General features: G+C 51.4%; 30 protein-coding genes and 1 pseudogene. 22 read left to right on the top strand and 9 right to left on the bottom strand.

Going from position 1 to position 22540, the window contains the following annotated elements:
- The first annotated feature begins 9 nt into the window (after positions 1-9).
- The 18 genes from HMPREF9009_RS09745 to HMPREF9009_RS09660 all read left to right on the top strand — a co-directional run bounded on the left by HMPREF9009_RS09745 (position 10) and on the right by HMPREF9009_RS09660 (position 13900).
- Entirely contained in the window at positions 10-1059 is a 1050-nt protein-coding gene (locus HMPREF9009_RS09745) for a ParA family protein (RefSeq protein WP_083444172.1), read from the top strand.
- A 2-nt stretch (positions 1060-1061) separates the two neighbouring features.
- Complete coding sequence (locus HMPREF9009_RS09740; protein WP_005944168.1) at positions 1062-1502, top strand: DUF3408 domain-containing protein; 441 nt, start codon at positions 1062-1064, stop codon at positions 1500-1502.
- 2 nt (positions 1503-1504) lie between these two features.
- Positions 1505-1852: a DUF3408 domain-containing protein gene (locus HMPREF9009_RS09735; protein WP_049702029.1), complete on the top strand. Its 348-nt coding sequence runs from the start codon at positions 1505-1507 to the stop codon at positions 1850-1852.
- A 22-nt stretch (positions 1853-1874) separates the two neighbouring features.
- Positions 1875-2603, top strand: a complete 729-nt coding sequence (locus HMPREF9009_RS09730; protein ID WP_083444171.1) for a conjugal transfer protein TraD — start codon at positions 1875-1877, stop codon at positions 2601-2603.
- Between the two features lie 202 nt (positions 2604-2805).
- Positions 2806-3117, top strand: a complete 312-nt coding sequence (locus HMPREF9009_RS09725; RefSeq protein WP_009016663.1) for a DUF4134 domain-containing protein — start codon at positions 2806-2808, stop codon at positions 3115-3117.
- Positions 3118-3128: 11 nt separating this feature from the next.
- Positions 3129-3461, top strand: coding sequence for a DUF4133 domain-containing protein (locus HMPREF9009_RS09720; protein WP_007366512.1), 333 nt, complete (start codon positions 3129-3131; stop codon positions 3459-3461).
- A complete protein-coding gene (locus HMPREF9009_RS09715) occupies positions 3458-5962 on the top strand; it encodes a TraG family conjugative transposon ATPase (protein WP_049702028.1) in 2505 nt (834 codons plus the stop codon). The genes HMPREF9009_RS09720 and HMPREF9009_RS09715 overlap by 4 nt, the downstream gene beginning before the upstream one ends.
- Positions 5963-6011: 49 nt before the next feature.
- Positions 6012-6392 (top strand): DUF3876 domain-containing protein, encoded by a 381-nt coding sequence (locus HMPREF9009_RS09710; RefSeq protein WP_049702027.1) that lies wholly within the window; start codon positions 6012-6014, stop codon positions 6390-6392.
- 24 nt (positions 6393-6416) lie between these two features.
- On the top strand, positions 6417-7046 hold the full coding sequence (locus HMPREF9009_RS09705; RefSeq protein WP_049702026.1) for a DUF4141 domain-containing protein: 630 nt from the start codon (positions 6417-6419) through the stop codon (positions 7044-7046).
- A 3-nt stretch (positions 7047-7049) separates the two neighbouring features.
- A complete protein-coding gene (gene traJ / locus HMPREF9009_RS09700) occupies positions 7050-8054 on the top strand; it encodes a conjugative transposon protein TraJ (RefSeq protein ID WP_049702025.1) in 1005 nt (334 codons plus the stop codon).
- A gap of 31 nt (positions 8055-8085) precedes the next feature.
- Positions 8086-8709, top strand: a complete 624-nt coding sequence (gene traK, locus HMPREF9009_RS09695; protein WP_004308925.1) for a conjugative transposon protein TraK — start codon at positions 8086-8088, stop codon at positions 8707-8709.
- Positions 8710-8715: 6 nt separating this feature from the next.
- Complete coding sequence (locus HMPREF9009_RS09690) at positions 8716-9024, top strand: TraL conjugative transposon family protein (protein WP_049702024.1); 309 nt, start codon at positions 8716-8718, stop codon at positions 9022-9024.
- Positions 9005-10354 carry a conjugative transposon protein TraM gene (gene traM, locus HMPREF9009_RS09685; RefSeq protein WP_049702023.1) on the top strand — a complete coding sequence of 450 codons (1350 nt, stop codon included), beginning with the start codon at positions 9005-9007 and terminating at the stop codon, positions 10352-10354. The genes HMPREF9009_RS09690 and traM overlap by 20 nt, the downstream gene beginning before the upstream one ends.
- A 46-nt stretch (positions 10355-10400) precedes the next feature.
- Positions 10401-11387, top strand: a complete 987-nt coding sequence (gene traN, locus HMPREF9009_RS09680; protein WP_049702022.1) for a conjugative transposon protein TraN — start codon at positions 10401-10403, stop codon at positions 11385-11387.
- A gap of 2 nt (positions 11388-11389) precedes the next feature.
- Positions 11390-11965: a conjugal transfer protein TraO gene (locus HMPREF9009_RS09675; protein WP_049702021.1), complete on the top strand. Its 576-nt coding sequence runs from the start codon at positions 11390-11392 to the stop codon at positions 11963-11965.
- An 8-nt stretch (positions 11966-11973) separates the two neighbouring features.
- Entirely contained in the window at positions 11974-12876 is a 903-nt protein-coding gene (locus HMPREF9009_RS09670; protein ID WP_049702333.1) for a toprim domain-containing protein, read from the top strand.
- Complete coding sequence (locus tag HMPREF9009_RS09665) at positions 12873-13376, top strand: DUF3872 domain-containing protein (protein ID WP_049702020.1); 504 nt, start codon at positions 12873-12875, stop codon at positions 13374-13376. Before HMPREF9009_RS09670 ends, HMPREF9009_RS09665 begins: the two co-directional genes overlap by 4 nt.
- A complete protein-coding gene (locus HMPREF9009_RS09660) occupies positions 13373-13900 on the top strand; it encodes a glycoside hydrolase family protein (RefSeq protein ID WP_049702019.1) in 528 nt (175 codons plus the stop codon). The genes HMPREF9009_RS09665 and HMPREF9009_RS09660 overlap by 4 nt, the downstream gene beginning before the upstream one ends.
- 63 nt (positions 13901-13963) lie before the next feature.
- On the opposite strand, the gene HMPREF9009_RS09655 is transcribed toward HMPREF9009_RS09660, so the two are convergent.
- The 9 genes from HMPREF9009_RS09655 to HMPREF9009_RS09620 all read right to left on the bottom strand — a co-directional run bounded on the left by HMPREF9009_RS09655 (position 13964) and on the right by HMPREF9009_RS09620 (position 17612).
- On the bottom strand, positions 13964-14185 hold the full coding sequence (locus HMPREF9009_RS09655) for a DUF7688 family protein (RefSeq protein ID WP_009276858.1): 222 nt from the start codon (positions 14183-14185) through the stop codon (positions 13964-13966).
- Between the two features lie 117 nt (positions 14186-14302).
- Positions 14303-14611, bottom strand: coding sequence for a hypothetical protein (locus HMPREF9009_RS09650; protein ID WP_049702018.1), 309 nt, complete (start codon positions 14609-14611; stop codon positions 14303-14305).
- Between the two features lie 45 nt (positions 14612-14656).
- Positions 14657-14902, bottom strand: a complete 246-nt coding sequence (locus HMPREF9009_RS09645; RefSeq protein WP_049702017.1) for a DUF6956 domain-containing protein — start codon at positions 14900-14902, stop codon at positions 14657-14659.
- Positions 14899-15129 (bottom strand): DUF3873 domain-containing protein, encoded by a 231-nt coding sequence (locus HMPREF9009_RS09640; protein WP_049702016.1) that lies wholly within the window; start codon positions 15127-15129, stop codon positions 14899-14901. The genes HMPREF9009_RS09645 and HMPREF9009_RS09640 overlap by 4 nt, the downstream gene beginning before the upstream one ends.
- A gap of 24 nt (positions 15130-15153) precedes the next feature.
- Complete coding sequence (locus tag HMPREF9009_RS09635; protein WP_049702015.1) at positions 15154-15411, bottom strand: hypothetical protein; 258 nt, start codon at positions 15409-15411, stop codon at positions 15154-15156.
- Between the two features lie 24 nt (positions 15412-15435).
- A complete protein-coding gene (locus tag HMPREF9009_RS09630; RefSeq protein ID WP_049702014.1) occupies positions 15436-16725 on the bottom strand; it encodes a PcfJ domain-containing protein in 1290 nt (429 codons plus the stop codon).
- A 2-nt stretch (positions 16726-16727) separates the two neighbouring features.
- The gene (locus HMPREF9009_RS09625; protein ID WP_049702013.1) at positions 16728-17150 is read right to left on the bottom strand and encodes a PcfK-like family protein; all 423 of its coding nucleotides are present in this window, start codon (positions 17148-17150) and stop codon (positions 16728-16730) included.
- Positions 17151-17163: 13 nt separating this feature from the next.
- Positions 17164-17385: a hypothetical protein gene (locus HMPREF9009_RS25120; protein ID WP_007366491.1), complete on the bottom strand. Its 222-nt coding sequence runs from the start codon at positions 17383-17385 to the stop codon at positions 17164-17166.
- 11 nt (positions 17386-17396) lie between these two features.
- Complete coding sequence (locus HMPREF9009_RS09620) at positions 17397-17612, bottom strand: hypothetical protein (protein ID WP_007366490.1); 216 nt, start codon at positions 17610-17612, stop codon at positions 17397-17399.
- 456 nt (positions 17613-18068) lie between these two features.
- On the opposite strand from HMPREF9009_RS09620, the gene HMPREF9009_RS09615 reads away from it, so the two are divergent.
- From HMPREF9009_RS09615 to HMPREF9009_RS09600, 4 genes and pseudogenes are all read left to right on the top strand, one after another.
- Positions 18069-18260, top strand: a complete 192-nt coding sequence (locus tag HMPREF9009_RS09615; protein ID WP_014224645.1) for a hypothetical protein — start codon at positions 18069-18071, stop codon at positions 18258-18260.
- A gap of 365 nt (positions 18261-18625) precedes the next feature.
- Positions 18626-19915, top strand: a pseudogene (locus tag HMPREF9009_RS09610) (TonB-dependent receptor); the annotation flags it as partial.
- Positions 19916-19934: 19 nt separating this feature from the next.
- Complete coding sequence (locus HMPREF9009_RS09605) at positions 19935-21479, top strand: RagB/SusD family nutrient uptake outer membrane protein (protein ID WP_049702012.1); 1545 nt, start codon at positions 19935-19937, stop codon at positions 21477-21479.
- A 31-nt stretch (positions 21480-21510) separates the two neighbouring features.
- A complete protein-coding gene (locus tag HMPREF9009_RS09600) occupies positions 21511-22521 on the top strand; it encodes a hypothetical protein (protein WP_083444168.1) in 1011 nt (336 codons plus the stop codon).
- The last annotated feature ends 19 nt before the right edge of the window (positions 22522-22540 follow it).

Genomic DNA, 22540 nt, shown 5'->3' with positions numbered 1-22540 from the left:
TTTGAAGATATGAAAAATGAGGCTTTCAAATACCCGGCAAACCGCTTCGGCGGCTATTTGCCTGACCGGATACCCGAACCTCCGGATACCCGGCTTTCCAATGACGCGGTGATTCACGGATTCAATGACTTCATGACGCAATGTCGTCATTCACCAGTTATCCGAATCCCTGCCCCACCGTTGAAGCGGATACGTGACGAACCGGACGGGCGGAGATTCGCGGACGCGGATATACATGTCACCGATTCCGTATCGGAGCAGGAAAACAATTCATCAACCATTAAAACCAACAGAACCATGAGTAATGAAACATTCGTTGCATTCGCAACACAGAAAGGGGGCATCGGCAAATCCACCGTCACGGCACTTGCCGCCAACTACCTCCACAACGTGAAAGGACACAATGTCGCCGTCATAGACTGCGACGCCCCGCAGCACAGCATACACGGGTTGCGTGAACGTGAAACGGGACTTATCGGCGGGAGCCTCTATTTCAAGGCACTCGCGTGTGACCACTTCCGCAAGATAAGGAAGAACGCCTACCCGGTCATCGCAAGCGACGCCCTTAACGCCCTCGATGACGCCGAAAGGATGCTTGCCGAAGAAGAGGTGAGACCCGACGTCGTGTTCTTCGACATGCCGGGAACCCTGAAAAGCAAGGGCGTGGTCAAGACCCTCTCGCAGATGGACTACATCTTCGCGCCCATGAGTGCCGACCGTTTTGTCGTGGAAAGCACCCTGCAATTCGCCGTGATGTTCCGTGACAACCTCATGACGACGGGACAGGCGAAAACAAAAGGGCTGTACCTGTTCTGGACGATGGTGGACGGCAGGGAGAAGAACGGGCTTTACGACCTGTATGAGGATGTGATCGCCGAGATGGGGCTGCCGGTGCTGTCCACCCGCCTGCCCGACAGCAAGAAGTTCCGGCGCGACCTCTCGGAAGAGCGCAAGAGCGTGTTCCGCTCGACCATCTTCCCGATGGATGCGTCCCTGCTGAAAGGGAGCGGCATCCGTGAGTTCTCGGAAGAGATAAGCCGTATCATCAGACCTCAATAATCATGGGCAGCAGGAAAGTGAACACCGAAGGCATCGACGAAGAGCTGTTGATAGCCTCCATCGGCAGACGCAGGCAGGACGGGACCCTGTACCACGCGCAGGAGCCGCCCGCACCTGCTCCCGAAGAAGAAAGCGTCCCTGAGACGGAACCGCCGCCCGTGCAATATACGGCAAAGGAAAAGCCGCAGAGGGACACCGTCCGCCGCAAACGGCAGGAGGACGACTATTCCGGGCTGTTCCTCCGCCGCAACGAGATAAAGACGCGCCAGTGTGTCTATATCAGCCGCGACGTTCACAGCAAGATTCTCAAAATCGTGAACGACATCGCCGGGCGTGAAATCTCGGTAGGCGGCTACGTGGATACCGTGCTGCGCCAACATCTGGAACAGCACAAGGAGAAAATAAACGAACTGTACAAGAAACAACGTGAAGACTTGATTTGAATATGGAAAAGAACCAGAAAAACAGAAGTCCGCAGCATGACGGCGGCGGTATGCTTGCCCAAGTGCAGGCGAGTGTGGAAATCCTGTCCCCCGTGCCGTTATGCGGCAAATGCGGTGAGAAGGACTATGAACGGCTGTTCATCCGTGATGCCGAAGTGAAGGCACGCGAGGGAAAGATGGCTTATGTGCGCCCGGAGTACCACGACCGCATCATGCGCATCACCCGTGTGATCGGGCATGACCGGCTGTCGCTGTCCGCCTACATCGACCATGTGCTTACGCACCACTTCAACCAGTGCGAGGAGGCGATAAAGAGCCTTTACGCCCAGAATTACGACGCAGTATTTTAACCCTCAAAAAAAGAGAACGTGCATGAGTGAAACAATAAGCATGACTGATATTCTGCTGACCGTATCGGTCGGCTGCAACCTGTGGTTCCTGTTCCTGCTCCTTTATGACAGAATCATGGAAACCAGACTTGTCCGCTTCCTAAGAAGCATAGCCGGACTGTGGCGGTCGTTGGACGGCACGGCTGCAAAAACCGAAACAGTAAAGGACACACCGCCCGCAGACCCCCCGGACATCATCGGCAAGAGCCGTTTCAGGATGGCATCGACCCGGACAACCGCTGCCATACCGACGCAAGAAGCCGCCACTTCGGAAAAAGGCATTGAGCTGACGGAGGAAGAGGCTACTTTTGACGACGGAAACACGGAAACCGTGTCCCGTCCCGCCCAAGTCCCGGAGGATAAACTCGACGAAACTTTCACGAGCCTCACGCCTTCGGAACTGGAATTCGGGGAGGACGAGCCGGAGGAAGAAACTCCCGACGCGCCGAGGGCATCGGGAAGCAGCTTCGACGAGATAGACGATGCGGTCAGAACCGCCAAGACCCCGGAAGCGACAGCGACGGAACGGGAGCGGGCGGCAAAGGTCTTCACCGACATGGAAGGGACGGAACTATACGAGAAGCTGATGACCGGCTCGTCTGAAATGAGCATCCGCATCAAGGGGCTTATCGAAATCCGGCTGAAGAAACCGAAAAAGGATTTTGTCGTCCCGGACAATATTGAGGACTTCGACATCCGCAACTATGTATAACGATAAAAAAAGAATGACAATGAAAACGTAAGACGGCATCATCCACGCGCATGGCGGTACAAGGAACAGCCGGTCCGCAACGGACACACCCAAGTCCGTAGAAACAAACGGGCAATCCACTAAACCAAAGTAAAGTAACCGAATATCAACCGCTCGATAAAGGACCATCCACCCTTTTGACGGCACAAAACAAGAACAGTTTATGAATAAGAACAACAGACAGAAACTTATCCTCTCAGCGGCACTTCTGGTTGCCGCAACCGCCTCCGCCTTCGCGCAGGGAAACGGCATCGCGGGCATCAACGAAGCCACCTCTATGGTGAGTTCGTACTTCGACCCCGGCACGAAACTCATCTACGCCATCGGTGCGGTAGTCGGGCTTATCGGGGGCGTGAAAGTGTACGGGAAATTCTCGTCCGGCGATCCCGACACCTCCAAGACTGCCGCCTCGTGGTTCGGGGCGTGCATCTTCCTGATTGTCGCCGCCACTATCCTGCGCTCATTCTTCCTTTAATAAACCAATGTATGGCTGAATACCCGATAAACAAGGGTATCGGCCGTCCGGTAGAGTTCAAGGGCTTGAAGGCTCAGTACCTCTTCATCTTCTGCGGAGGTCTGCTGGCTCTCTTCGTCCTGTTCGTCATCCTCTACATGGTCGGCATTGACCAGTGGGTATGTATCGGCTTCGGCGTGGCATCGTCTTCCATACTCGTATGGCAGACCTTCGCGCTGAACGCCCGGTACGGCGAACACGGGCTTATGAAATTAGGGGCAACAAGGAGCCATCCCCGATACCTTATCAACCGGCGGCGGATCACCCGATTATTCAAACGGAAACGAAAGGAAGAAACGACATGAGGAATACATCCAAAATGACAACACTGGAAAACAAGTTCCCGCTATTAGCGGTGGAACAAGGCTGCATCATTTCCAAAGACGCCGACATCACGGTGGCTTTCGAGGTGGAGCTGCCGGAGCTTTACACCGTGACGGGCGCGGAGTACGAGGCGATACACGGCTGCTGGTGCAAGGCGATCAAGGTGCTGCCGGACTTCTCCATCGTCCACAAGCAGGACTGGTTCATCAAGGAGAAGTACACGCCGGAATTGCAGAAGGAGGACATGAGCTTTTTAAGCCGCTCTTTCGAACGTCACTTCAACGAGCGTCCGTACCTGAAGCACACCTGCTACCTCTACCTGACCAAGACGACGAAGGAGCGTAACCGGATGCAGAGCAATTTCAGTACGCTGTGCCGGGGGCATATCATCCCGAAGGAACTGGACAAGGAAACCGCCGCGAAGTTCATGGAGGCTGCGGAACAGTTCGAGCGCATCATCAACGACAGCGGCTTCGTCAGGCTGCGCCGCCTCTCCACCGACGAGATAGTGGGGACGGACGGCAAAGCCGGACTGATAGAGCGTTATTTCTCGCTCATGCCCGAAGGCGATGCCACGTTGCAGGACATCGACCTCTCGGCACGGGAGATGCGCATCGGCGACAACCGCCTGTGCCTGCACACCCTGTCCGACGCGGAAGACCTTCCCGGCACGGTGGCTACCGACACCCGGTATGAAAAACTCTCCACCGACCGCTCGGACTGCCGCCTCTCCTTCGCATCCCCGGTGGGGCTGCTGCTCTCCTGCAACCACATCTACAACCAGTACGTGATTATCGACAACAGCGAGGAGAACCTCCAAAAATTCGAGAAGTCCGCAAGGAATATGCAGTCGCTCTCGCGCTATTCAAGAAGCAACAGCATCAACCGCGAGTGGATAGACCGCTACCTGAACGAGGCGCACTCCTACGGGCTGACCTCGGTGCGGGCGCACTTCAACGTCATGGCGTGGAGCGACGACGCGGAGGAGCTGAAGCACATAAAGAACGACGTGGGCAGCCAGCTGGCAAGTATGGAGTGCGTGCCGCGCCACAACACCATCGACTGCCCGACACTTTATTGGGCGGCGATGCCCGGCAATGCTGCGGACTTCCCGGCGGAAGAGAGTTTCCACACCTTCATCGAGCAGGCGGTGTGCCTTTTCACGGAGGAAACCAACTACCGCAGTTCGCTCTCGCCCTTCGGCATCAAGATGGTGGACAGGCTCACGGGAAAACCGCTGCACCTCGACATTTCAGACCTGCCGATGAAGCGGGGCATCACCACAAACCGCAACAAGTTCTTATTAGGTCCTTCGGGCAGCGGCAAGTCGTTCTTCATGAACCATCTTGTGCGACAATACTACGAGCAGGGCGCGCATGTGGTATTGGTGGACACGGGAAACTCCTATCAGGGGCTATGCGAGATGATACGGCGCAAGACGGGCGGCACGGACGGCGTGTATTTCACCTACACGGAGGAGAAGCCCATCAGTTTCAACCCGTTCTACACCGACGACTACGTGTTCGACGTGGAGAAGAAGGACAGCATCAAGACGCTGCTGCTGACGCTCTGGAAGTCGGAGGACGACAAGGTGACGAAAACCGAAAGCGGGGAATTGGGAAGTGCCGTGAGTGCCTACATCGAGCGCATCAGGGCAGACCGGAGCATCGTCCCCTCGTTCAACACCTTCTACGAGTACATGCGCGACGACTACCGCCGGGAACTGGCGGAGCGTGACATCAAGGTGGAGAAGGAGGACTTCAACATCGACAACATGCTCACCACCATGCGGCAGTATTACCGGGGCGGACGCTATGACTTCCTGCTCAACTCGGCGGAGAATATCGACCTGCTGGGCAAACGGTTCATCGTCTTCGAGATTGATTCCATCAAGGACAACCGCGAACTGTTCCCGGTAGTGACCATCATCATCATGGAAGCCTTCATCAACAAGATGCGGCGTCTGAAAGGTGTGCGTAAGCAGCTTATCGTGGAAGAGGCTTGGAAGGCTCTTTCTTCGGTAAATATGGCTGATTACCTGCGCTATATGTACAAGACGGTGCGCAAGTATTTCGGTGAGGCAATCGTGGTGACGCAGGAGGTGGACGACATCATTTCCTCGCCCGTCGTCAAGGAGAGCATCATCAACAACTCGGACTGTAAAATCCTGCTCGACCAGCGCAAGTACATGAACAAGTTCGACCAGATTCAGGCGTTGCTCGGACTGACGGAGAAGGAAAAGTCGCAGATACTTTCCATCAATATGGCGAACAACCCCTCACGGCTCTACAAGGAGGTGTGGATAGGCTTGGGCGGCACGCAGTCGGCGGTCTATGCCACCGAGGTGAGCGCGGAAGAGTATCTGGCGTACACCACCGAGGAAACGGAAAAGGTGGAGGTGTACCGTCTGGCGGAGCAATTGGGCGGAGACATCGAAGCCGCCATCCGGCAGCTTGCCGAAAGACGGAGAAACAAGAAATAAGTAATCAATAATCAGTAAAACAGATTTATCAACGAAAAAAGAAAAGCGTATGAGCATATCAAGAATGAAGATGCTGCAAGTCAGCAAGTGTTTAATCGGATTGGCGGTCATGGTGCTGCAATCCTGCGACGTGGCGGAGAACCGCCGCGACCTGCTGTGCGGGAACTGGGAAAGCGTGGAGGGCAAGCCCGACGTGCTTATCTACAAGGAGGGCGGAGCCTACAAGGTGACGGTATTCAAACGGAGCGGCATCCGCCGCAGGTTGAAACCGGAAACCTATCTCTTGCAGGAGGAGAACGGCAACCTGTTCATGAACACCGGATTCCGCATCGACGTGGCGTATAACGAAGCCACCGACGTGCTGACCTTCTCACCGAATGGGGACTACGTGCGTGTGAAGCCGCAGCCGGAAACTCCGGTAGAAAAATAATAAACCGCTAAAATCCAAAGAAACATGAGAACAAGAATAACATTCGCCATCTGCCTGTGCCTGCTTTTCGCGGGCAGGGCTTCCGCCCAATGGGTCGTGAGCGATCCGGGAAATCTGGCGCAGGGCATCATCAACGCCTCGAAGAACATCATCCACACCTCGAAGACCGCCACGAACATGGTGAACAACTTTCAGGAAACGGTGAAAATCTACGAGCAGGGCAAGAAGTATTATGACGCTCTCAAATCGGTGAACAATCTGGTCAAGGACGCCCGCAAGGTGCAGCAGACCATCCTGATGGTGGGCGACATCACGGACATCTACGTGACCAACTTCCAAAAGATGCTGCGCGACGACAACTTCACGGTGGAGGAACTCGGAGCCATCGCCTTCGGCTACACGAAGCTGCTGGAAGAATCCAATGACGTGCTTACGGAGCTGAAGAACGTGGTGAACATCACCACGCTCTCCATGACGGACAAGGAGCGCATGGACGTGGTGGAACGCTGCCACTCCAAGATGAAGCGTTACCGCAACCTCGTGAGCTACTACACCAACAAGAACATCAGCGTGAGCTACCTGCGTGCGAAGAAGAAAAACGACCTCGACCGCATCATGGGGCTGTACGGGAGCATGAACGAAAGATACTGGTAGCCTATGGAGTTCGACAACCTTCACCAGATTCTCCGCTCGCTCTACGAGCAGATGATGCCGCTGTGCGCTGACATGGCGGGCGTGGCTAAAGGCATCGCCGGGCTGGGCGCGCTCTTCTATGTCGCCTACCGGGTATGGCAGTCGTTGGCGAGAGCCGAACCCATAGACGTCTTCCCGATGCTCCGCCCCTTTGCCATCGGTCTGTGCGTCATGTTCTTCCCTACGGTGGTGCTTGGCACGATAAACAGCGTCCTCTCGCCCGTCGTGCAGGGTACGGCGAAACTGCTCGAAACGCAGACTTTGGACATGAACAAGTACCGGGAGCAGAAGGACAGGCTGGAATACGAGGCGATGGTGCGCAATCCCGAAACCGCCTACCTCGTGTCCAACGAGGAGTTTGACAAACAGTTGGAGGAATTGGGCTGGTCGCCCTCCGACATGGTGACGATGGCGGGGATGTATATCGACCGGGGGATGTACAAGATGAAGAAGGGCATCCGCGACTTCTTCCGCGAGATACTGGAACTGATGTTCCAAGCCGCCGCCCTCGTGATAGACACCATCCGCACGTTCTTCCTCGTGGTGCTGGCGATACTCGGTCCGATAGCCTTCGCCATATCGGTGTGGGACGGCTTCCAAAGCACGCTCACGCAGTGGATATGCCGCTACATTCAGGTCTATCTGTGGCTGCCCGTGTCGGACATATTCAGCACCATACTCGCCAAGATTCAGGTGTTGATGCTCCAGAGCGACATCGAGCGCATGCAGACCGACCCCAACTTCTCGCTGGATTCCAGCGACGGGGTGTATATCGTGTTCATGATTATCGGCATCATCGGCTACTTCACCATTCCGACGGTGGCGGGCTGGATCATCCAAGCCGGGGGCATGGGCGGCTACGGGCGCAACGTGAACCAGATGGCGGGACGCGCCGGAGGCATGGCGGGCAGCGTGGCGGGTGCTACCGCAGGAAATGTGGTAGGACGTGCCGGGAAACTGCTGAAATAATCAATGTGCAATTATAAACGGAAAAAGTAAAATGGAATTCAAGTCACTTAAAAACATCGAATCATCGTTCAGGCAGATACGCCTGTTCGGTATCGTCTTCCTCTCGCTGTGCGCCGTGATAACGGTATGGAGCGTGTGGAGTTCCTACCGCTTCGCGGAGCGGCAGCGGGAAAAGATTTATGTGCTGGACAACGGCAAGTCGCTGATGCTGGCACTCTCGCAGGACCTCTCGCAGAACCGTCCGGCGGAAGCGAGGGAGCATGTGCGCCGCTTCCACGAGCTGTTTTTCACGCTCTCGCCCGAAAAGAGCGCGATAGAACACAACGTGAAGCGTGCGTTGCTGCTGGCGGACAAGAGCGTGTACAACTACTATTCGGACTTCGCCGAGAAGGGGTACTACAACCGCATCATCGCCGGGAACATCAACCAAGTGCTGAAGGTGGACAGCGTGGTGTGCGACTTCAACGGCTATCCCTACCGTGCCGTGACCTACGCCACGCAGAAAATCATCCGGCAGAGCAACGTCACCGAGCGCAGCCTCGTGACCACATGCCGCCTCTTGAACTCGTCCCGTTCGGACGACAACCCCAACGGGTTCACCATCGAAGGATTCACCATCATCGAGAACAAGGATTTACAAACCATCAAAAGGTAAACGGACATGAAGAAAATCAAGAAATCACTGTGGAGTGCGTACTGGAAACTCCACGACAAAAAGAAAATGCTAGTGGAACGGCTCAAAGGGTATCTGGACGGCTTGCCGCCGAAGACACGCAGGCGCATCGTGCTGGCGATGCTCGCCACATTCGCCACGCTTGCCCTCTACACTTTCGGTAAAGCCGTCTATGACATCGGCAGGAATGACGGCAGCCGGATGGTGATAGACCATGCCGGACAGGTGGAACTGTCCGTGAAGCCGGATAACAATCACAACGTAACACCTTATTTATATGGAACAGACGAAGAATGAACCCAAAAACGAAAACAAGGCGGCTCCCGGCAACGACAAGCCGAAAAAGGAGCGCAAGCCGCTGACCGAAGCCCAACGGCTGAAACGCCAGAAAATGATAGTGCTTCCTGCTATGGTGCTGGTATTCATCGGGGCGATGTGGCTGATATTCGCCCCGTCCTCCGGCAAGGAGCAGGAGCCGGGAACGGGCGGCTACAACATCGAGATGCCCGATGCGGACAAGGAGAACCGCCGGATTATCGGTGACAAGGCGAAAGCCTACGAGCAGGGGGCGATGGAGGAAAGGCAGGAGAACCGCAGCCGCGCCATGCAGCAGTTGGGCGACCTGTTCGACCGCGAAACGGCGGAAGCGGACAATGGCGGCGACTTCGACCTTGCCAATCCCGGCGGAACGGAAGAGGCGGTGAAGCCCGCACCGAAGACCATCCAATCATCGGCAGCCGCCTACCGTGACCTCAATGCCACGCTCGGCAACTTCTACGAGCAGCCGAAGAACGACAATGCGGAGATGGACGAACTGCTGGAACGCATCGCCACGCTCGAATCCGAACTGGAAAGCGGAAAAGAGAGAAGCTCCACGATGGACGAGCAGGTGGCACTCATGGAAAAATCCTACGAACTGGCGGCGAAGTACATGGGCGGTCAGAACGGCACGCAGGCGGCAGCGGGACAGACCGCAGAGCCGTCCCCCGTGCAGAAAACCGGAAAGAACACGGCAAAACCCGTCAGGCAAGTGACGCACCAAGTGGTGTCCTCGCTCGGACAGCCCATGAGCAATGCCGAATTTGTCACCACGTTCTCGCAGGAGCGCAACCGCAGTTTCAACACGGCGGTGGGCGTCACGACCGTATCGGACAGGAACACCATACCGGCATGTGTCTATGGGGCGCAAAGCGTGACGGACGGGCAGGCGGTCAGGTTGCGGCTGCTGGAGCCGATGGCGGTAGCTGAGAGGATCATCCCACGTAATACGGTGGTGGTCGGCGCAGCCAAGATTCAGGGCGAACGGCTCGGCATTGAAATCACCTCTCTGGAACACGACGGTACGATTATCCCGGTGGAGTTGGAGGTCTATGACACAGACGGGCAGCCCGGCATATTCATCCCCAACTCGATGGAGATGAACGCTGTCCGGGAGGTTGCCGCCAACATGGGCGGTTCGCTCGGCAGCAGCATCAACATCTCCACCAATGCCGGGGCGCAGCTCGCCTCCGACTTGGGCAAGGGGCTGATACAAGGCACGAGCCAGTACATTGCCAAGAAGATGCGCACCGTCAAAGTGCATCTGAAAGCCGGGTATAGGGTCATGCTCTATCAGGAGGTGAATTAAGGAAACAATCAATCAAATTTTTATTTACCACTAAAAATCCAAAGTAATGAGAAAAGTAATCATGATGTTTGCCCTCGCTATGGGCATCGCAACTGCCAACGCGCAGGAAAACGTAACCGTTGAAACGACCAACGGCAGTGAACAACCGACCTTGACAAAAGAGGTCTATCCGCAGAAGGAAGCGAACGGCGACCTGTATCACGGTCTGACGAGAAAGCTGGGTTTTGACCGCATGGTTCCCCCGCACGGCTTGGAAGTGACCTACGACAAGACCGTGCATGTCATCTTCCCGGCGGAGGTGCGCTATGTCGATTTAGGCTCGCCCGACCTGATCGCGGGCAAAGCCGACGGAGCGGAGAACGTCATCCGCGTGAAGGCTACCGTGAGGAACTTCCCGAACGAAACCAATATGTCCGTAATCACGGAGGACGGGAATTTTTACACTTTCAACGTGAAGTACGCCGCCGAACCGCTGCTGCTCAACGTGGAGATGTGCGACTTCATCCATGACGGCGAGGCGGTGAACCGTCCGAACAACGCGCAGGAAATCTACCTGAAAGAATTAGGCAGTGAAAATCCCATGCTGGTACGCCTTATCATGAAGTCCATCCACAAGCAGAACAAGCGTGAGGTGAAGCATATCGGCTGCAAGCGTTTCGGCATCCAGTACCTTCTGAAAGGCATCTACACGCACAACGGGCTTCTGTATTTCCACACGGAAATCAGGAACCAGAGCAACGTGCCTTTCGATGTGGACTACATCACGTGGAAAATCGTGGACAAGAAGGTGGCGAAGCGTACCGCCGTGCAGGAGCGTATCATCCTGCCGCTCCGCGCGCAGAACTACGCCACGCTCGTGCCGGGCAAAAAAAGCGAACGCACGGTCTTCACGATGGCGAAGTTCACCATCCCCGACGGCAAGTGCCTCGTGGTGGAGCTGAACGAGAAAAACGGGGGGCGTCACCAGTCTTTCGTGATTGAGAACGAGGACTTGGTGCGCGCCAATACCATCAATGAACTTCAAGTGCGCTGACCATGAGAAAGCACATCGCAATAATCATCGCGTCGCTTGCCCTGTTCACAGGGCAGGCGCACGCCCAGCGATGCCTGCCGAAGATGCAGGGCATCGAGGCAAGGGCGAATCTGGCAGATGGCTTCAAACCCGGCGGCAACGACGGCGGGTACAGTTTCGGGGCGGCTCTCTCCACTTACACGAAGAAGGGTAACAAATGGGTGTTCGGAGGTGAGTATCTCCTGAAAAACAACCCGTACAAGGACACCGCCATACCTGTGGCGCAGTTCACGGCGGAAGGCGGCTACTATTTCAAGATACTTTCCGATGCCCGTAAAATCGTGTTCGTCTATGCGGGGGCTTCGGCTCTCGCCGGGTATGAATCGGTGAATTGGGGCGAAAAGGTACTGCATGACGGCTCGACACTGCATGACCGGGACGCCTTCGTCTACGGCGGTGCGCTGACGCTCGATGTGGAGTTTTACGTGGCTGACCGTATCGCCCTGCTCGCCAACCTCCGGGAGCGTTGCCTGTGGGGTGGCGACACCCGGAAGTTCCACTGCCAATGGGGGCTGGGCATCAAGTTCGTCATCAACTGATGCGCCGCATGGAACGGACGGATATAGACGCCATGAGGCAAATATCCCTCGCGGACTTTCTCGCACGGTTGGGACATGAGCCTGTCCGAAGGAGCGGAAACGAACTTTGGTATCGTGCGCCGTACCGCAGTGAACGCACGCCCTCTTTCCGCGTAAACGTGGCGAAACGACTCTGGTACGACTTCGGTTTGGGCAGGGGCGGCGACATCTTCACGCTTGCCGGGGAGTTTGCCCGAAGCGGCGACTTCATGGCGCAGACGAGATTCATAGCGGAAACCGCCCGTATGCCGTTGGTCGCAGCGGAAAAGCCGTTGTACCTGCCGGAACCGTCCAAACCTGCCTTTGAGGGAGTGGAAGCCGTCCCACTGCTCCGCTCACCACTGACGGAATATCTGGCGGAACGGGGCATCCCTTATGCCGTTGCATCTCGTCACTGCTGCCGTCTGAACTACGGCGTGCGTGGAAAACGGTATTTCGCAATCGGTTTCCCGAACGTGGCTGGCGGCTATGAAATCCGGAGCAAACTATTCAAAGGTTGCGTACCACCGAAAGATGTGTCACTGATAAAACCGGAAGATACCGCCTCTGACGTGTGCAGCGTGTTCGAGGGCTTCATGGACTTTTTGTCCGCTGACACACTCGGCATAGGCGGCAATGGCGACAGCCTTGTGCTGAACTCCGTCGCCAACATAGGCAAGGCGGTGAAACACTTGGACGGGTACAGGCGTATCGACTGCTTCCTCGACCGTGACGAAGCCGGGCGGAGGACGCTTGACGTTCTTGGCAAACGCTACGGCGGACGTGTCACCGACCGTTCCGCACTCTATGACGGTTGCAAGGACTTGAACGAGTATCTGCAACTGACAGCAAAAAAAGAAATGAACAATAACTTAAAAATCAAAGGACAATGAACATACTGAACAACAAGAACAAGAGAACATCCATCTTCAAGGCGTTGGCACTCTGCCTGTTCGCCGCCGTGTCGCTCACCCTCGCATCGTGTGACGATGACATGGACATCCAGCAATCCTATCCGTTCACGGTGGAAACGATGCCCGTGCCCAACAAGGTCACAAAGGGGCAGACGGTGGAAATCCGCTGTGAGCTGAAAAGGACGGGCGATTACGCCAACACGCTCTACACCATCCGGTATTTCCAGTTCGAGGGGGAAGGCACGCTGAAAATGGCGGGCGGCATCACTTTCCTGCCCAACGACCGCTACCTGCTCGAAAACGAGAAGTTCCGGCTGTACTATACGGCAGAGGGCGACGAGGCGCACAACTTCATCGTGGTGGTTGAGGACAATTTCAAAAATTCCTACGAATTGGAATTTGACTTCAACAACCGGAACGTGAAGGATGACATTCAGACCGTCATCCCCATAGGCAATTTCAAACCTCTGCCGAGATGATGCGTGCATTCATGGCTATCCTCTGTTCGCTTCTGGCGGTCTGCTCCGTGTCCGCACGGGACAGCCGTCAGAAGGGGACGGACGGGCAGGCGGCAATCTACCGCCTGCCGCCTTTCGAGCGGGCGGTTCGCTGTACGAAGTATTTTGAGGGCTGGCACTCGGAGAAACACCACCCATACGTGGGCTGGGGTCATCAGGTGCAGCCGGGGGAAAGGTATTCGGCACGCACCATGACGAAGCGGCAGGCGGACGCGCTCCTGCGGAAAGACTTGCGGAAGTTCTGCGCCATGTTCCGCAAATTCGGGCGTGACAGTCTGCTCCTTGCCACGCTCGCCTACAATGTCGGTCCATACCGGCTTTTGGGGAGCGGGAAGATACCCAAAAGCACGCTGATCCGAAAATTGGAGGCGGGCGACAGGAACATTTACCGGGAATATATCGCTTTCTGCAACTACAAGGGTAAACGGCACGCCATGTTGCTCAAACGGAGAAAGGCGGAGTTTGCGCTGCTGTACATTCCGTAATATGGCAAATGCCTGACAAATGAAACTCCGATGAAGCCGCAACTTCATCGGAGTTTCCGCTTTTCATACATTCGGGATTTTTCCTTTGCCGATTACTTCACCGTCCCTGCAATGCTCTATGATGCCGGGCGAAAATCCCATCTCCCCGATTGCGATATGCCGGATATACTCCGCATATTCCTGACCTTGAAAATTCCTCCCCGTGAGGTTTTTGAAAATCATCCTTATGCTTGTCCCGTCATCGCTGTGCAGGATGATTTTTCCGTTCTGCCTGATTTCTTCCATGATTGAAACTTGTTTTGGTGAATACTATCGTAGATTGGGACAGCGGTTTCTTTGCTACTTTCTTTGTCCGCCATCATGCTCACCGAAAGAAAGTAGGGCGGCTTTCGCCGCCACCACTCAAAAACGGGTGTAGAGTCCCGTTACCATCGTGAACATTTCTTCCAGCATATCGCAATATATGCCCTCGTGCGTTTCGATGTCCTTTGTCTTGCACTCGAATGTCTTTTTACTGAACGTCCTGCGGTAGAAACGCATATTGTAGAGGTCTAAGCCGGCATCGTAGATGATGTCAAGGCGGTTTGCGCTTGTCTTGTTCCTCGCAAGGCTCATGCGTAAGCCGTTGCCCATGTCTGTAAAGTCCTTGCTTCCCGTCATGGCGGCAAAGCGTCTGCCGCCTATCTGCTGTAAAATCGTCTTTGCTATCATGCTTTTCTTGGTTTTAGGTTGGCGGTGCGGACACCGCCAACTTGTTTAACATTCTGTTATCTCGGCAATGGGTGTGTTTCGTTTCAACCATTCCATCAGGCACTCCATATTGTACTCGCTTGTGATGACTGCCGTATGGCTATTGATGGCGGTAAACCTGCTGCTCTCGTAGTCGTCTATCCACCCTTTTAGGGTATCAACTCCCCACGCTTCGGCATCGTCAAAGATGCCGTCCAATGCTTTGATAGGCTCGCTGAACTTCACTATCAGCGTTTGATAGGCTGTGTTCATCGGTTGTCCTCCTTCCCTCCCTTTGCCATGACCCACTTGTCCCGTGCGGCTCGGCACTCGTCCAATGTGGGTTTTACACAAGAGTATAACTCTCCGTCCGTGTGTCGGTAGTCGTACTGCACAAGTGTCCGCTTGCGTCTGCCGATACCTAATTGGAAACGCTCGTATTTCTCCGTACCTGCTTCGGTGCAGGTGCTTATTCCGTTGATGGTCATTCGTGTTGCCATAATCGTTGATTTTATTTAGAGTGGTTAAAAATGTACTGACAGCACTCTGTTTTGCATCACCATTTCGGGGTTGCTCGTATAGCGTTGGTGTAGGTAGAAATGGTGGGAGCCGAAGCCGTAAAGGAAAAACCTGTCAAGTTCGTGTTTTTCGGCAAAGTCCTTTACACTCCGTCTTAACTGCTCCTCACTCGTTGCCAGAGTGAGGAGGTTCACAAATTCAAGGAACATCGTGGGGATTTTATCGTCCCACAGACAAATCATACTTTCAATTCTTACTTCCATACTATTGGGTATTATAGGTTGATACTATGCCGCTTCCATTCGCTGGCGGATAAGGTTCACGTTGCTGTTCACAAGGTTTACAATGCGGTCGTGGTACTCGGTATTGGAATTGTGCAAGCCACGACTTTGCACAACTTCCAATGTCTTCAAGGAAACCTCCACCGTTTCTATGCGCTTGCCGTCAATGGTGGCGGATAGGATAAGGGAGTTCTTTTCAAGGAAATAGGAGTTGGAAAACACGCAATGGTGCAGTTCCGTCCCTTCCGCTGCAAACTCCGCAACGCTCTCCAACACACGCACCTGCAAAGTGCCGTCCGTAAAGGCAATGCCGAAGAATATGCCTTTGAGTTTGCGGTATGCCTTCTCGTGCTTCTTCGCTTGGCGGATGCGTTCCTCCAACTTCTTGCGCTCTATCTCCTTGTTGCGCTTGTGCATAAGTCTGTCGTGTTCGGCTTTGAGGTCGGTGGGGCAAACGTACTTCGGGCTGTTCGTATCCTTGCCGAAATGCCGCAGGAGGTCTATGGTGTCACGCCACATGGAGCCGTCCGAAATGGTGTAGCCGTTGCGGATACATATCTTCACGGATGCCCAATACCTCTCCATGTCAAAGGAACTGCGGATGTAGTGGCGCAACATGGGGTATTGCCCTGCCTTCAACAGCGTTTCGGCTCGGCTGTCGGAAAGGATAGCCGTGAAAAGGTCGTAAGGCAGGATGTTGTGGTATTCGCCGTTGAATCCGTTGCGTTTCAGTTCGGGAATGAAACGCTGTCGGGGATAGGTGCAGACGGGGTTTATATCGTATGCACGGAGTTTGTTGTTCTTGCGTACCTCCATGTCGCTGTATTCCGCCCATAGGTCGTAGTAAAGTATGGACATACCACGCAGTCGGGCAACGGTGACGGTTGTGCCTTTGGGCGAAATCCACCTTTGCACCACTTCATAAATGGAATACCCGGCTGCCTGTCCTGCCTTGTATCTGGACTTGACGAAGAAGAAGCGTATCACTTGGTACTGCTTGCAGGTGGTGACGATGGAGAAATACTCGTTCTCGCTGAACACGCTCTTTCGGGTGCGCAACGCTTCCAACTCCATTCCGCAATGCGGGCAGGTGCATCCGCAAACGGTGTCCGCAAGGTCATGTTCACTCCTACACGAATGTCCGCACTCGGTGCAGATGTTCGTGCCGTCCGCCCTCTTGATGGCGTAATGCTTGAAGCAATGGCGGAAAGCGTATGCCCTCTGTGTGGCGGTCAATTTCGGCAGTCGCTCGCTCAATCGTGCGACTTCCTGCTGTATGGGTGTTCTCGGTTTCATAATCAGAAATTGAATAGGTTGGGTTGTTGTACTTCTTGTGCGGTCGCTTTGGTGGCGGTTCTCGGCTTGCTGCGGTTCTGTAACTTGCGGAGTTCCTCCTCTTGGTATCTGCGGACTGCGTTCTGCCGTGCTTCCGCCTTTTCCTCTGCCGTGAGTTCCACAACGTGGTTCACCGCCACTTGGCATTGGATTGGCTTGCCCACCTCTATCTCGTTCTCGTCATAGTAGTGGACTGCTTGCCCGAATATCTCCCCGTCCGTGAAGCCGTTGCAACCGCTCCGCTGCACGTAGTTGAGAATGTAGGTGACGCAATCGTCTATGTTCTTGGCAGGGTTGCGGTAGTTTTTCGCAAAGAGCGCATCTTCCGCCGCACGCTGCTCCAAGTGCATCTGTATCGTTCTCTTGAAATGTTCTGTTCCTTTCATATCGCTGTCGTTTTTAGATTGTCTGTTTCAGTATCTCTCTCCAATAGGTCGGCTCAACCTCGCTCAAAAGGAAGTCTGTAAAGTCCCTCCGTGCGTCCTTGTTCAGTTCTCGGTAGAGTTCACGGAACACGGATATGTTGCCGTTGATGTATGTTTCCACCATGTACACGAAGATGTTGTCCACCTCGTAGTATCTGCACTGCTGCGCTGCCGTTTTGCTGCTTCTCTTTGCCATGTCAGTAGGGGTTAAAGGGTGAATAACCAAAGGATGAAGCCGAAGAAGGCAATAGTGGAAAGGATAGCCACGATTACACCTATCGCCACTCGGAACACTCCGTTTACAATCTCTCTAATAATGCCCCAAAAGATGCCGAACATCCCGAAGGCGGTGCGCACCATCAAGCCGCATATCGCAAGCCCTATGTACTGCGCCATTTGTCTGAAATTTGCCGTTGCCGTCATATCTTCGCTGTTTTTGATTTTTTTGTTTTTTAATGCGGATTCAAGAGCTGAGGGAGTTGAGTTTCAAACTATCTTATCTGTCTCTCGTTTATCCGACATTTTTTTTATGCGTCTTTCTGTCGCATTGGTCGTTTTCGTTTCGGGTGCTTGAAAAGGTAGGGATTAGGGAATGCAAGGTTTTTCGGGAAAAATACTACCCGCAGGGCTGGAGATTTTTTCCGAAAACAGGAGGCTTGACCTTGCATTCCCGTCCAATCCCGGAATTACCTTTGCGCCCAGAACGGAAATGACTGTCTGATGCGGCTCACTGAAAGACGCGAAAATGGAGGTAAACGGAAGTGGAGGCAGATTGGACAGGAAAACTTCAAAAGAGAAATCCGTAAAAAAGGGAAAACGCCAAAAGGAAAAGGGACATAGCCGGAGGCGTGAAACCGGGCAAACCACCGGCAAGGAAGTATGATTTTATATGTCTGGCCGAGCGTGTACGGTCGGACGGATAAAATCATTCTTCCCGGTTTGCCTGCCGTGTGTGACGGCTTGTTCCATTTATGGATCGGGCGGTCAGACACGGCTTTCCGCTTACGGCTCAAAGGAACAGTGGAAAAAGAAAAATCGTCAGAAACCCGTAAAAGCACCTCTTTGGCATAAGCACAAAAGAAATGGGCCTTGCATCATTAGTCTAAACTGTTGTTTAGGCGTGAGGCAAAGCCCTTTTCTCCGCTTATGCGTAGTCGGCATACGTTCGACCAAAATCCTTTTGGGCGATGGTGTGCCGACGGACAAAACCGCTTTTACGGAAAAACTTGTATGAGAAGAAAAAAATTAGGGAGATTCATTTCAAAATCTCCCGTTTTATTGTTACTTTTGCATACGAAGAGTTCTTTGAAGGTTACGCAACGCGCAGAAGGATGATGCAGTAGATAACTAACTAAATCGTAACCTATTACTATCATGAGCAATTAACCTACGCTCAGTTCCAATAAATTACACTCTTTTCGTAACTTCAATATACAAATATACGTAATGATGCATCCAACCGTTTCGGTCAGGATGCCAATCACCGTATTGATCCTACCTATTCATTCGGTTTCTCCTGGAGAGCTTCAGAAGAGGACTTCATGAGGAAATATGTAAAATGGATAACAACTTTAAACTTCCGCGGCACCTATGGTATTCAAGGAAATGCAGTAACGCGCATTAGTCCGGATTTGATTTTAAATCAGGGGAAAGTGGCTAATCTATACAACAGATATCAGTCTACCATCTCCCAAATCCCAAATCCGAATCTATCATGGGAACGTACCAAATCATGGAATTTCGGTGTAGACCTGGAATTATTCAGTATGTTTTATATGAATTTGGAATATTATACAAGACGCTCCAATGCCATTGTTGAACTGGAATTACCTTATGAATATGGAATAACATCCATGAAACGCAACGGTGGTATTATCCACAACAGAGGTATCGAATACACATTAACTTTTACCCCGATACAGAAACGGGACTATGCATTAAGTGTCAGTTTGAATGCTTCCAAGAACTGGAATGAAGGCGGACATACAGACATTGATGTCAATGCAGCTTCCTTCTTAAGTGGACGTTCAGATATTGTATTAAAAGAAGGATATCCGCTCAGCAGTTTCTGGTCATACTCTTTTGCAGGATTAGACGGAAAAACCGGTGAAGCTTTATTCAATCTTTTGGATATTCCGGAAGAAGAACGTAGCAGACAAATAGATCCGACTACTTATCTGGTATATTCTGGTCAGAAAGAGCCTTATTTCACCGGTGGATTGAGCTTAAGTTTCCGCTATAAATCATTAACTTTAAACACCAGTTTTTCACTTTTACTCGGCAACAAGAAGCGTCTGCCATCACCATACAACCAATTCGCTAGTTCTTATTATATGCCGGATCCATATACAAATATAAACCGCGATTTACTGAACCGTTGGAAAGAACCGGGAGACGAAGCCCATACAATCATTCCTTCTTTACCCAAAGCAGGAATGGCTTATATAGAATTGCCCAACAATGAGAATGTTTATAGCATTCCATTATGGGAACAATCTGACGCTATGGTGGTCAGTGGTTCTTTCTTACGCTGCCGTAACATCGGCCTATCCTGGCAAATGAAACGTGAGTGGTGCGAAAAAATATATATGAAAAATCTATCACTCAACTTTAACATGGATAACATCTTTGTTATCGCCAGCAAACGTTTCAACGGTTTCGACCCGGAAGTTAGCAACAGTGTACTTCCACGGAATTATTCATTAGGTATTAACATTGGTTTCTAAAAAAATAAAAAGATAGACAATGAAAAGAATTATATATATACTAACAGGAATAGTCTTACTATCACTATCCTCTTGCTCAGATTTTCTAGAGCCTAAATCTCAAAGTGAGTACGTTCCCAAAGATGCAAATGCTTTGCAAGAAATGTTAATCGGTTCTGCTTATCCCAAACAGGATAAAAGCAATTTCCTACTACCCTTTCTTAGCTTCTTAGACGATGACATTCAGTTCCACAAAACTGATTATGAATTTAGCATCAACTCTCTAAAAAATATAGAAGCCAAACAAGCTGTTTATACATGGCAACCGGATATGTTTTTCATTATGGAAAGAAATGGTTATCCTCTTCAGAATATCTGGGAAGGATACTATAACTATATCTTAGGCGCAAATGCAGCTCTTGATTATATCGGTGACGTAAATGGTACGGAGGCTGAAAAAAATTATGTAATAGCCCAATCCCTCGGATTAAGAGCTTTCTATTATTTTATGTTAGTCAATCATTTTGGAGCACCATACAACTATAACAAACAGGCTTTAGGAGTTCCACTCAAACTAGACAGCAACCTGCTACCTGAAGACCAACTATTAATGACACGAAACACCGTTGAGGAAGTATACAACCAAATTGTGGACGATCTGAATGAAGCTGAACGTTTATTCCTTACTTTAAGCAAAGATAAACAATATGAACCGAATTATCTGGTTAGCCTTCCAATGATACAATTGCTGAAGTCCCGCGTCTTTCTCTATATGGAAAACTGGAAAGATGCAGCCATATACGCCAACAAAGTAATAAAAGACTGGTCCTTCGCTTTAGTAGACTTAAATAACCTCCCTTCTCCAACAGTGGCAGAGCCTTATTATAATTTTACATCTTTAAAATCATCTGAGGTTATTTGGTTATACGGAAGCGTTTCAGACCTTACCGTGTTCAATGATCAGGCGGTAGAGTATGAGGAAGAAGGTTACTTCGGTAATACCACCACCTATTACCGAGAAGCTTTTATCGCTTCTGACAACCTGATTGAAAGCTTTGAAGATGGAGATTTAAGAAAAGAAAAGTATATAGCAAAAGAGTTCAATAAAGATGATGAAGTTTTCTATGAAGACTCTTATACTACTTTCGGTAAATACAAACTTTCGGCTACAGGTGAGCCTAGTGGATCGGAAAACTTTGCCTTATCCTTCCGACTAGGTGAGGCCTATTTAAATCTAGCAGAAGCAGCTGCTCATAATAATGATGAAGGTACAGCACTCTCTGCTTTAAAAACCTTACTGGCTAAACGTTATGACCCCGACAAATTTGTTGAACCTACCGGATTGACAGGCGATGCACTCAAAACTTTCATCAAAAATGAAAGAAGAAAAGAACTTTGTTTTGAAGGGCAACGATGGTTTGACCTCCGACGCTACGGAATGCCACAAATCATTCATAGATGGGGAGAACAGGTATATACATTAAAACAGAATGACCCTTCCTATACCATGCCTATACCGGACGCTGTCTTGATTAAAAATAAGAAACTGGAACAGAACCCTTTAGCTCCAAAACGGGAAAGTTAATAATATATATCTGATGAATTAAACAAAGGAAATGAATATGAGAAATATATATATCTTATGGGGGGTACTTGCTTGTATGGCATTCACCTCATGTTATGAAGAAGACACACTGACTCCTACAGAAGGAGGCGTTGAATTACGCTTCAAGGTACCTCAAGGAAATAATAGTTGGGACAATGACATCGCTCAAATATACGAAGACTATAATGTATATCTGATTTATAAGGATTTGCAAAAGGAGGATTTCAACCGTAGCTGGACAGGTATAGCATACGGTAGTGGCTACGAAGGTCAAGGCTGTATAAATGATGAAATGACCAATTACTATGTCGAATTTATGAAAAAGCATATCTTTGCATACTTGAATCCGCCGATCACTTCTAAAGTTCTGCCGATGTATTGGTATTTGGGATACAATGTCCATAGTAAAGGCGTATTAGAAGTTGGAGGCGTAATCCTAGCAAGTTGGATTGTACCCATACACGAAAATTACGATGGGCTGGATTATTGGTGTACTTGTATGTTTGGAGAAGACAATCCCAGCGAGTCTTATTTAATCCCTACAGACAGGGAAATACTTGACAGACGCCGGAAAATGATATTGGGTCCCGTATTGGAAAAAGCAGTAAAAGCCGGGAACATCATTATACCTGAAGAATTTGAAGTGGGATTCGACCATGTCACCAATCTGATAGCAGGCTTGGGAATGGAAGATGACCCGAACTTTTATCTTACCAGAGGATATCCGGGAAGTGTAAACACGTATGTATTCAGTAGTATCAGCACACCAGATAATAACTCTTATCCTCCAACCAATGAAGAGACTTTTATAGGATATATGCATCTTTCCATGTTCTATAACCAAGCACGACTAGCAGAGGTATACCCCGCTGATAAATATCCTTTTCTCACCGAAAAGTTTGCTTTCGTACAGAAATATTTAAAAGAAAAATACCAGATCGATCTGGAAGCAATAGCCAACGGACCGGAAGATTGGGATTTACCTTTACCTACAATACAGGAGACTCCCGATGAAGAATAAGAACTCTGATAATTAACAA

This window comes from Bacteroides sp. 3_1_13, assembly GCF_001185845.1.
In the GTDB taxonomy this organism is placed as follows: domain Bacteria; phylum Bacteroidota; class Bacteroidia; order Bacteroidales; family Bacteroidaceae; genus Bacteroides; species Bacteroides xylanisolvens.
The sequence above is the reverse complement of the archived record's forward strand: the minus strand, read 5'-3'. Positions and strand labels throughout refer to the sequence as shown.

What these genes read in the sequence shown, in the direction of transcription:
- HMPREF9009_RS09735 (WP_049702029.1), top strand. Translation starts at nt 1,505, where the DNA reads ATGGAAAAGAACCAGAAAAACAGAAGTCCGCAGCATGACGGCGGCGGT.
- HMPREF9009_RS09645 (WP_049702017.1), bottom strand. Translation starts at nt 14,902, where the DNA reads ATGAACACAGCCTATCAAACGCTGATAGTGAAGTTCAGCGAGCCTATC.
- traK (WP_004308925.1), top strand. Translation starts at nt 8,086, where the DNA reads ATGGAATTCAAGTCACTTAAAAACATCGAATCATCGTTCAGGCAGATA.
- HMPREF9009_RS09670 (WP_049702333.1), top strand. Translation starts at nt 11,974, where the DNA reads ATGGAACGGACGGATATAGACGCCATGAGGCAAATATCCCTCGCGGAC.
- HMPREF9009_RS09650 (WP_049702018.1), bottom strand. Translation starts at nt 14,611, where the DNA reads ATGATAGCAAAGACGATTTTACAGCAGATAGGCGGCAGACGCTTTGCC.
- HMPREF9009_RS09675 (WP_049702021.1), top strand. Translation starts at nt 11,390, where the DNA reads ATGAGAAAGCACATCGCAATAATCATCGCGTCGCTTGCCCTGTTCACA.
- HMPREF9009_RS09635 (WP_049702015.1), bottom strand. Translation starts at nt 15,411, where the DNA reads ATGGAAGTAAGAATTGAAAGTATGATTTGTCTGTGGGACGATAAAATC.
- HMPREF9009_RS09665 (WP_049702020.1), top strand. Translation starts at nt 12,873, where the DNA reads ATGAACATACTGAACAACAAGAACAAGAGAACATCCATCTTCAAGGCG.
- HMPREF9009_RS09720 (WP_007366512.1), top strand. Translation starts at nt 3,129, where the DNA reads ATGGCTGAATACCCGATAAACAAGGGTATCGGCCGTCCGGTAGAGTTC.
- HMPREF9009_RS09600 (WP_083444168.1), top strand. Translation starts at nt 21,511, where the DNA reads ATGAATATGAGAAATATATATATCTTATGGGGGGTACTTGCTTGTATG.
- traN (WP_049702022.1), top strand. Translation starts at nt 10,401, where the DNA reads ATGAGAAAAGTAATCATGATGTTTGCCCTCGCTATGGGCATCGCAACT.
- HMPREF9009_RS09710 (WP_049702027.1), top strand. Translation starts at nt 6,012, where the DNA reads ATGAGCATATCAAGAATGAAGATGCTGCAAGTCAGCAAGTGTTTAATC.
- HMPREF9009_RS09655 (WP_009276858.1), bottom strand. Translation starts at nt 14,185, where the DNA reads ATGGAAGAAATCAGGCAGAACGGAAAAATCATCCTGCACAGCGATGAC.
- HMPREF9009_RS09740 (WP_005944168.1), top strand. Translation starts at nt 1,062, where the DNA reads ATGGGCAGCAGGAAAGTGAACACCGAAGGCATCGACGAAGAGCTGTTG.
- HMPREF9009_RS09730 (WP_083444171.1), top strand. Translation starts at nt 1,875, where the DNA reads ATGAGTGAAACAATAAGCATGACTGATATTCTGCTGACCGTATCGGTC.
- HMPREF9009_RS25120 (WP_007366491.1), bottom strand. Translation starts at nt 17,385, where the DNA reads ATGGCAAAGAGAAGCAGCAAAACGGCAGCGCAGCAGTGCAGATACTAC.
- HMPREF9009_RS09725 (WP_009016663.1), top strand. Translation starts at nt 2,806, where the DNA reads ATGAATAAGAACAACAGACAGAAACTTATCCTCTCAGCGGCACTTCTG.
- HMPREF9009_RS09620 (WP_007366490.1), bottom strand. Translation starts at nt 17,612, where the DNA reads ATGACGGCAACGGCAAATTTCAGACAAATGGCGCAGTACATAGGGCTT.
- HMPREF9009_RS09630 (WP_049702014.1), bottom strand. Translation starts at nt 16,725, where the DNA reads ATGAAACCGAGAACACCCATACAGCAGGAAGTCGCACGATTGAGCGAG.
- HMPREF9009_RS09715 (WP_049702028.1), top strand. Translation starts at nt 3,458, where the DNA reads ATGAGGAATACATCCAAAATGACAACACTGGAAAACAAGTTCCCGCTA.
- traM (WP_049702023.1), top strand. Translation starts at nt 9,005, where the DNA reads ATGGAACAGACGAAGAATGAACCCAAAAACGAAAACAAGGCGGCTCCC.
- HMPREF9009_RS09615 (WP_014224645.1), top strand. Translation starts at nt 18,069, where the DNA reads ATGATTTTATATGTCTGGCCGAGCGTGTACGGTCGGACGGATAAAATC.
- HMPREF9009_RS09745 (WP_083444172.1), top strand. Translation starts at nt 10, where the DNA reads ATGAAAAATGAGGCTTTCAAATACCCGGCAAACCGCTTCGGCGGCTAT.
- HMPREF9009_RS09705 (WP_049702026.1), top strand. Translation starts at nt 6,417, where the DNA reads ATGAGAACAAGAATAACATTCGCCATCTGCCTGTGCCTGCTTTTCGCG.
- HMPREF9009_RS09660 (WP_049702019.1), top strand. Translation starts at nt 13,373, where the DNA reads ATGATGCGTGCATTCATGGCTATCCTCTGTTCGCTTCTGGCGGTCTGC.
- HMPREF9009_RS09605 (WP_049702012.1), top strand. Translation starts at nt 19,935, where the DNA reads ATGAAAAGAATTATATATATACTAACAGGAATAGTCTTACTATCACTA.
- HMPREF9009_RS09690 (WP_049702024.1), top strand. Translation starts at nt 8,716, where the DNA reads ATGAAGAAAATCAAGAAATCACTGTGGAGTGCGTACTGGAAACTCCAC.
- HMPREF9009_RS09625 (WP_049702013.1), bottom strand. Translation starts at nt 17,150, where the DNA reads ATGAAAGGAACAGAACATTTCAAGAGAACGATACAGATGCACTTGGAG.
- HMPREF9009_RS09640 (WP_049702016.1), bottom strand. Translation starts at nt 15,129, where the DNA reads ATGGCAACACGAATGACCATCAACGGAATAAGCACCTGCACCGAAGCA.
- traJ (WP_049702025.1), top strand. Translation starts at nt 7,050, where the DNA reads ATGGAGTTCGACAACCTTCACCAGATTCTCCGCTCGCTCTACGAGCAG.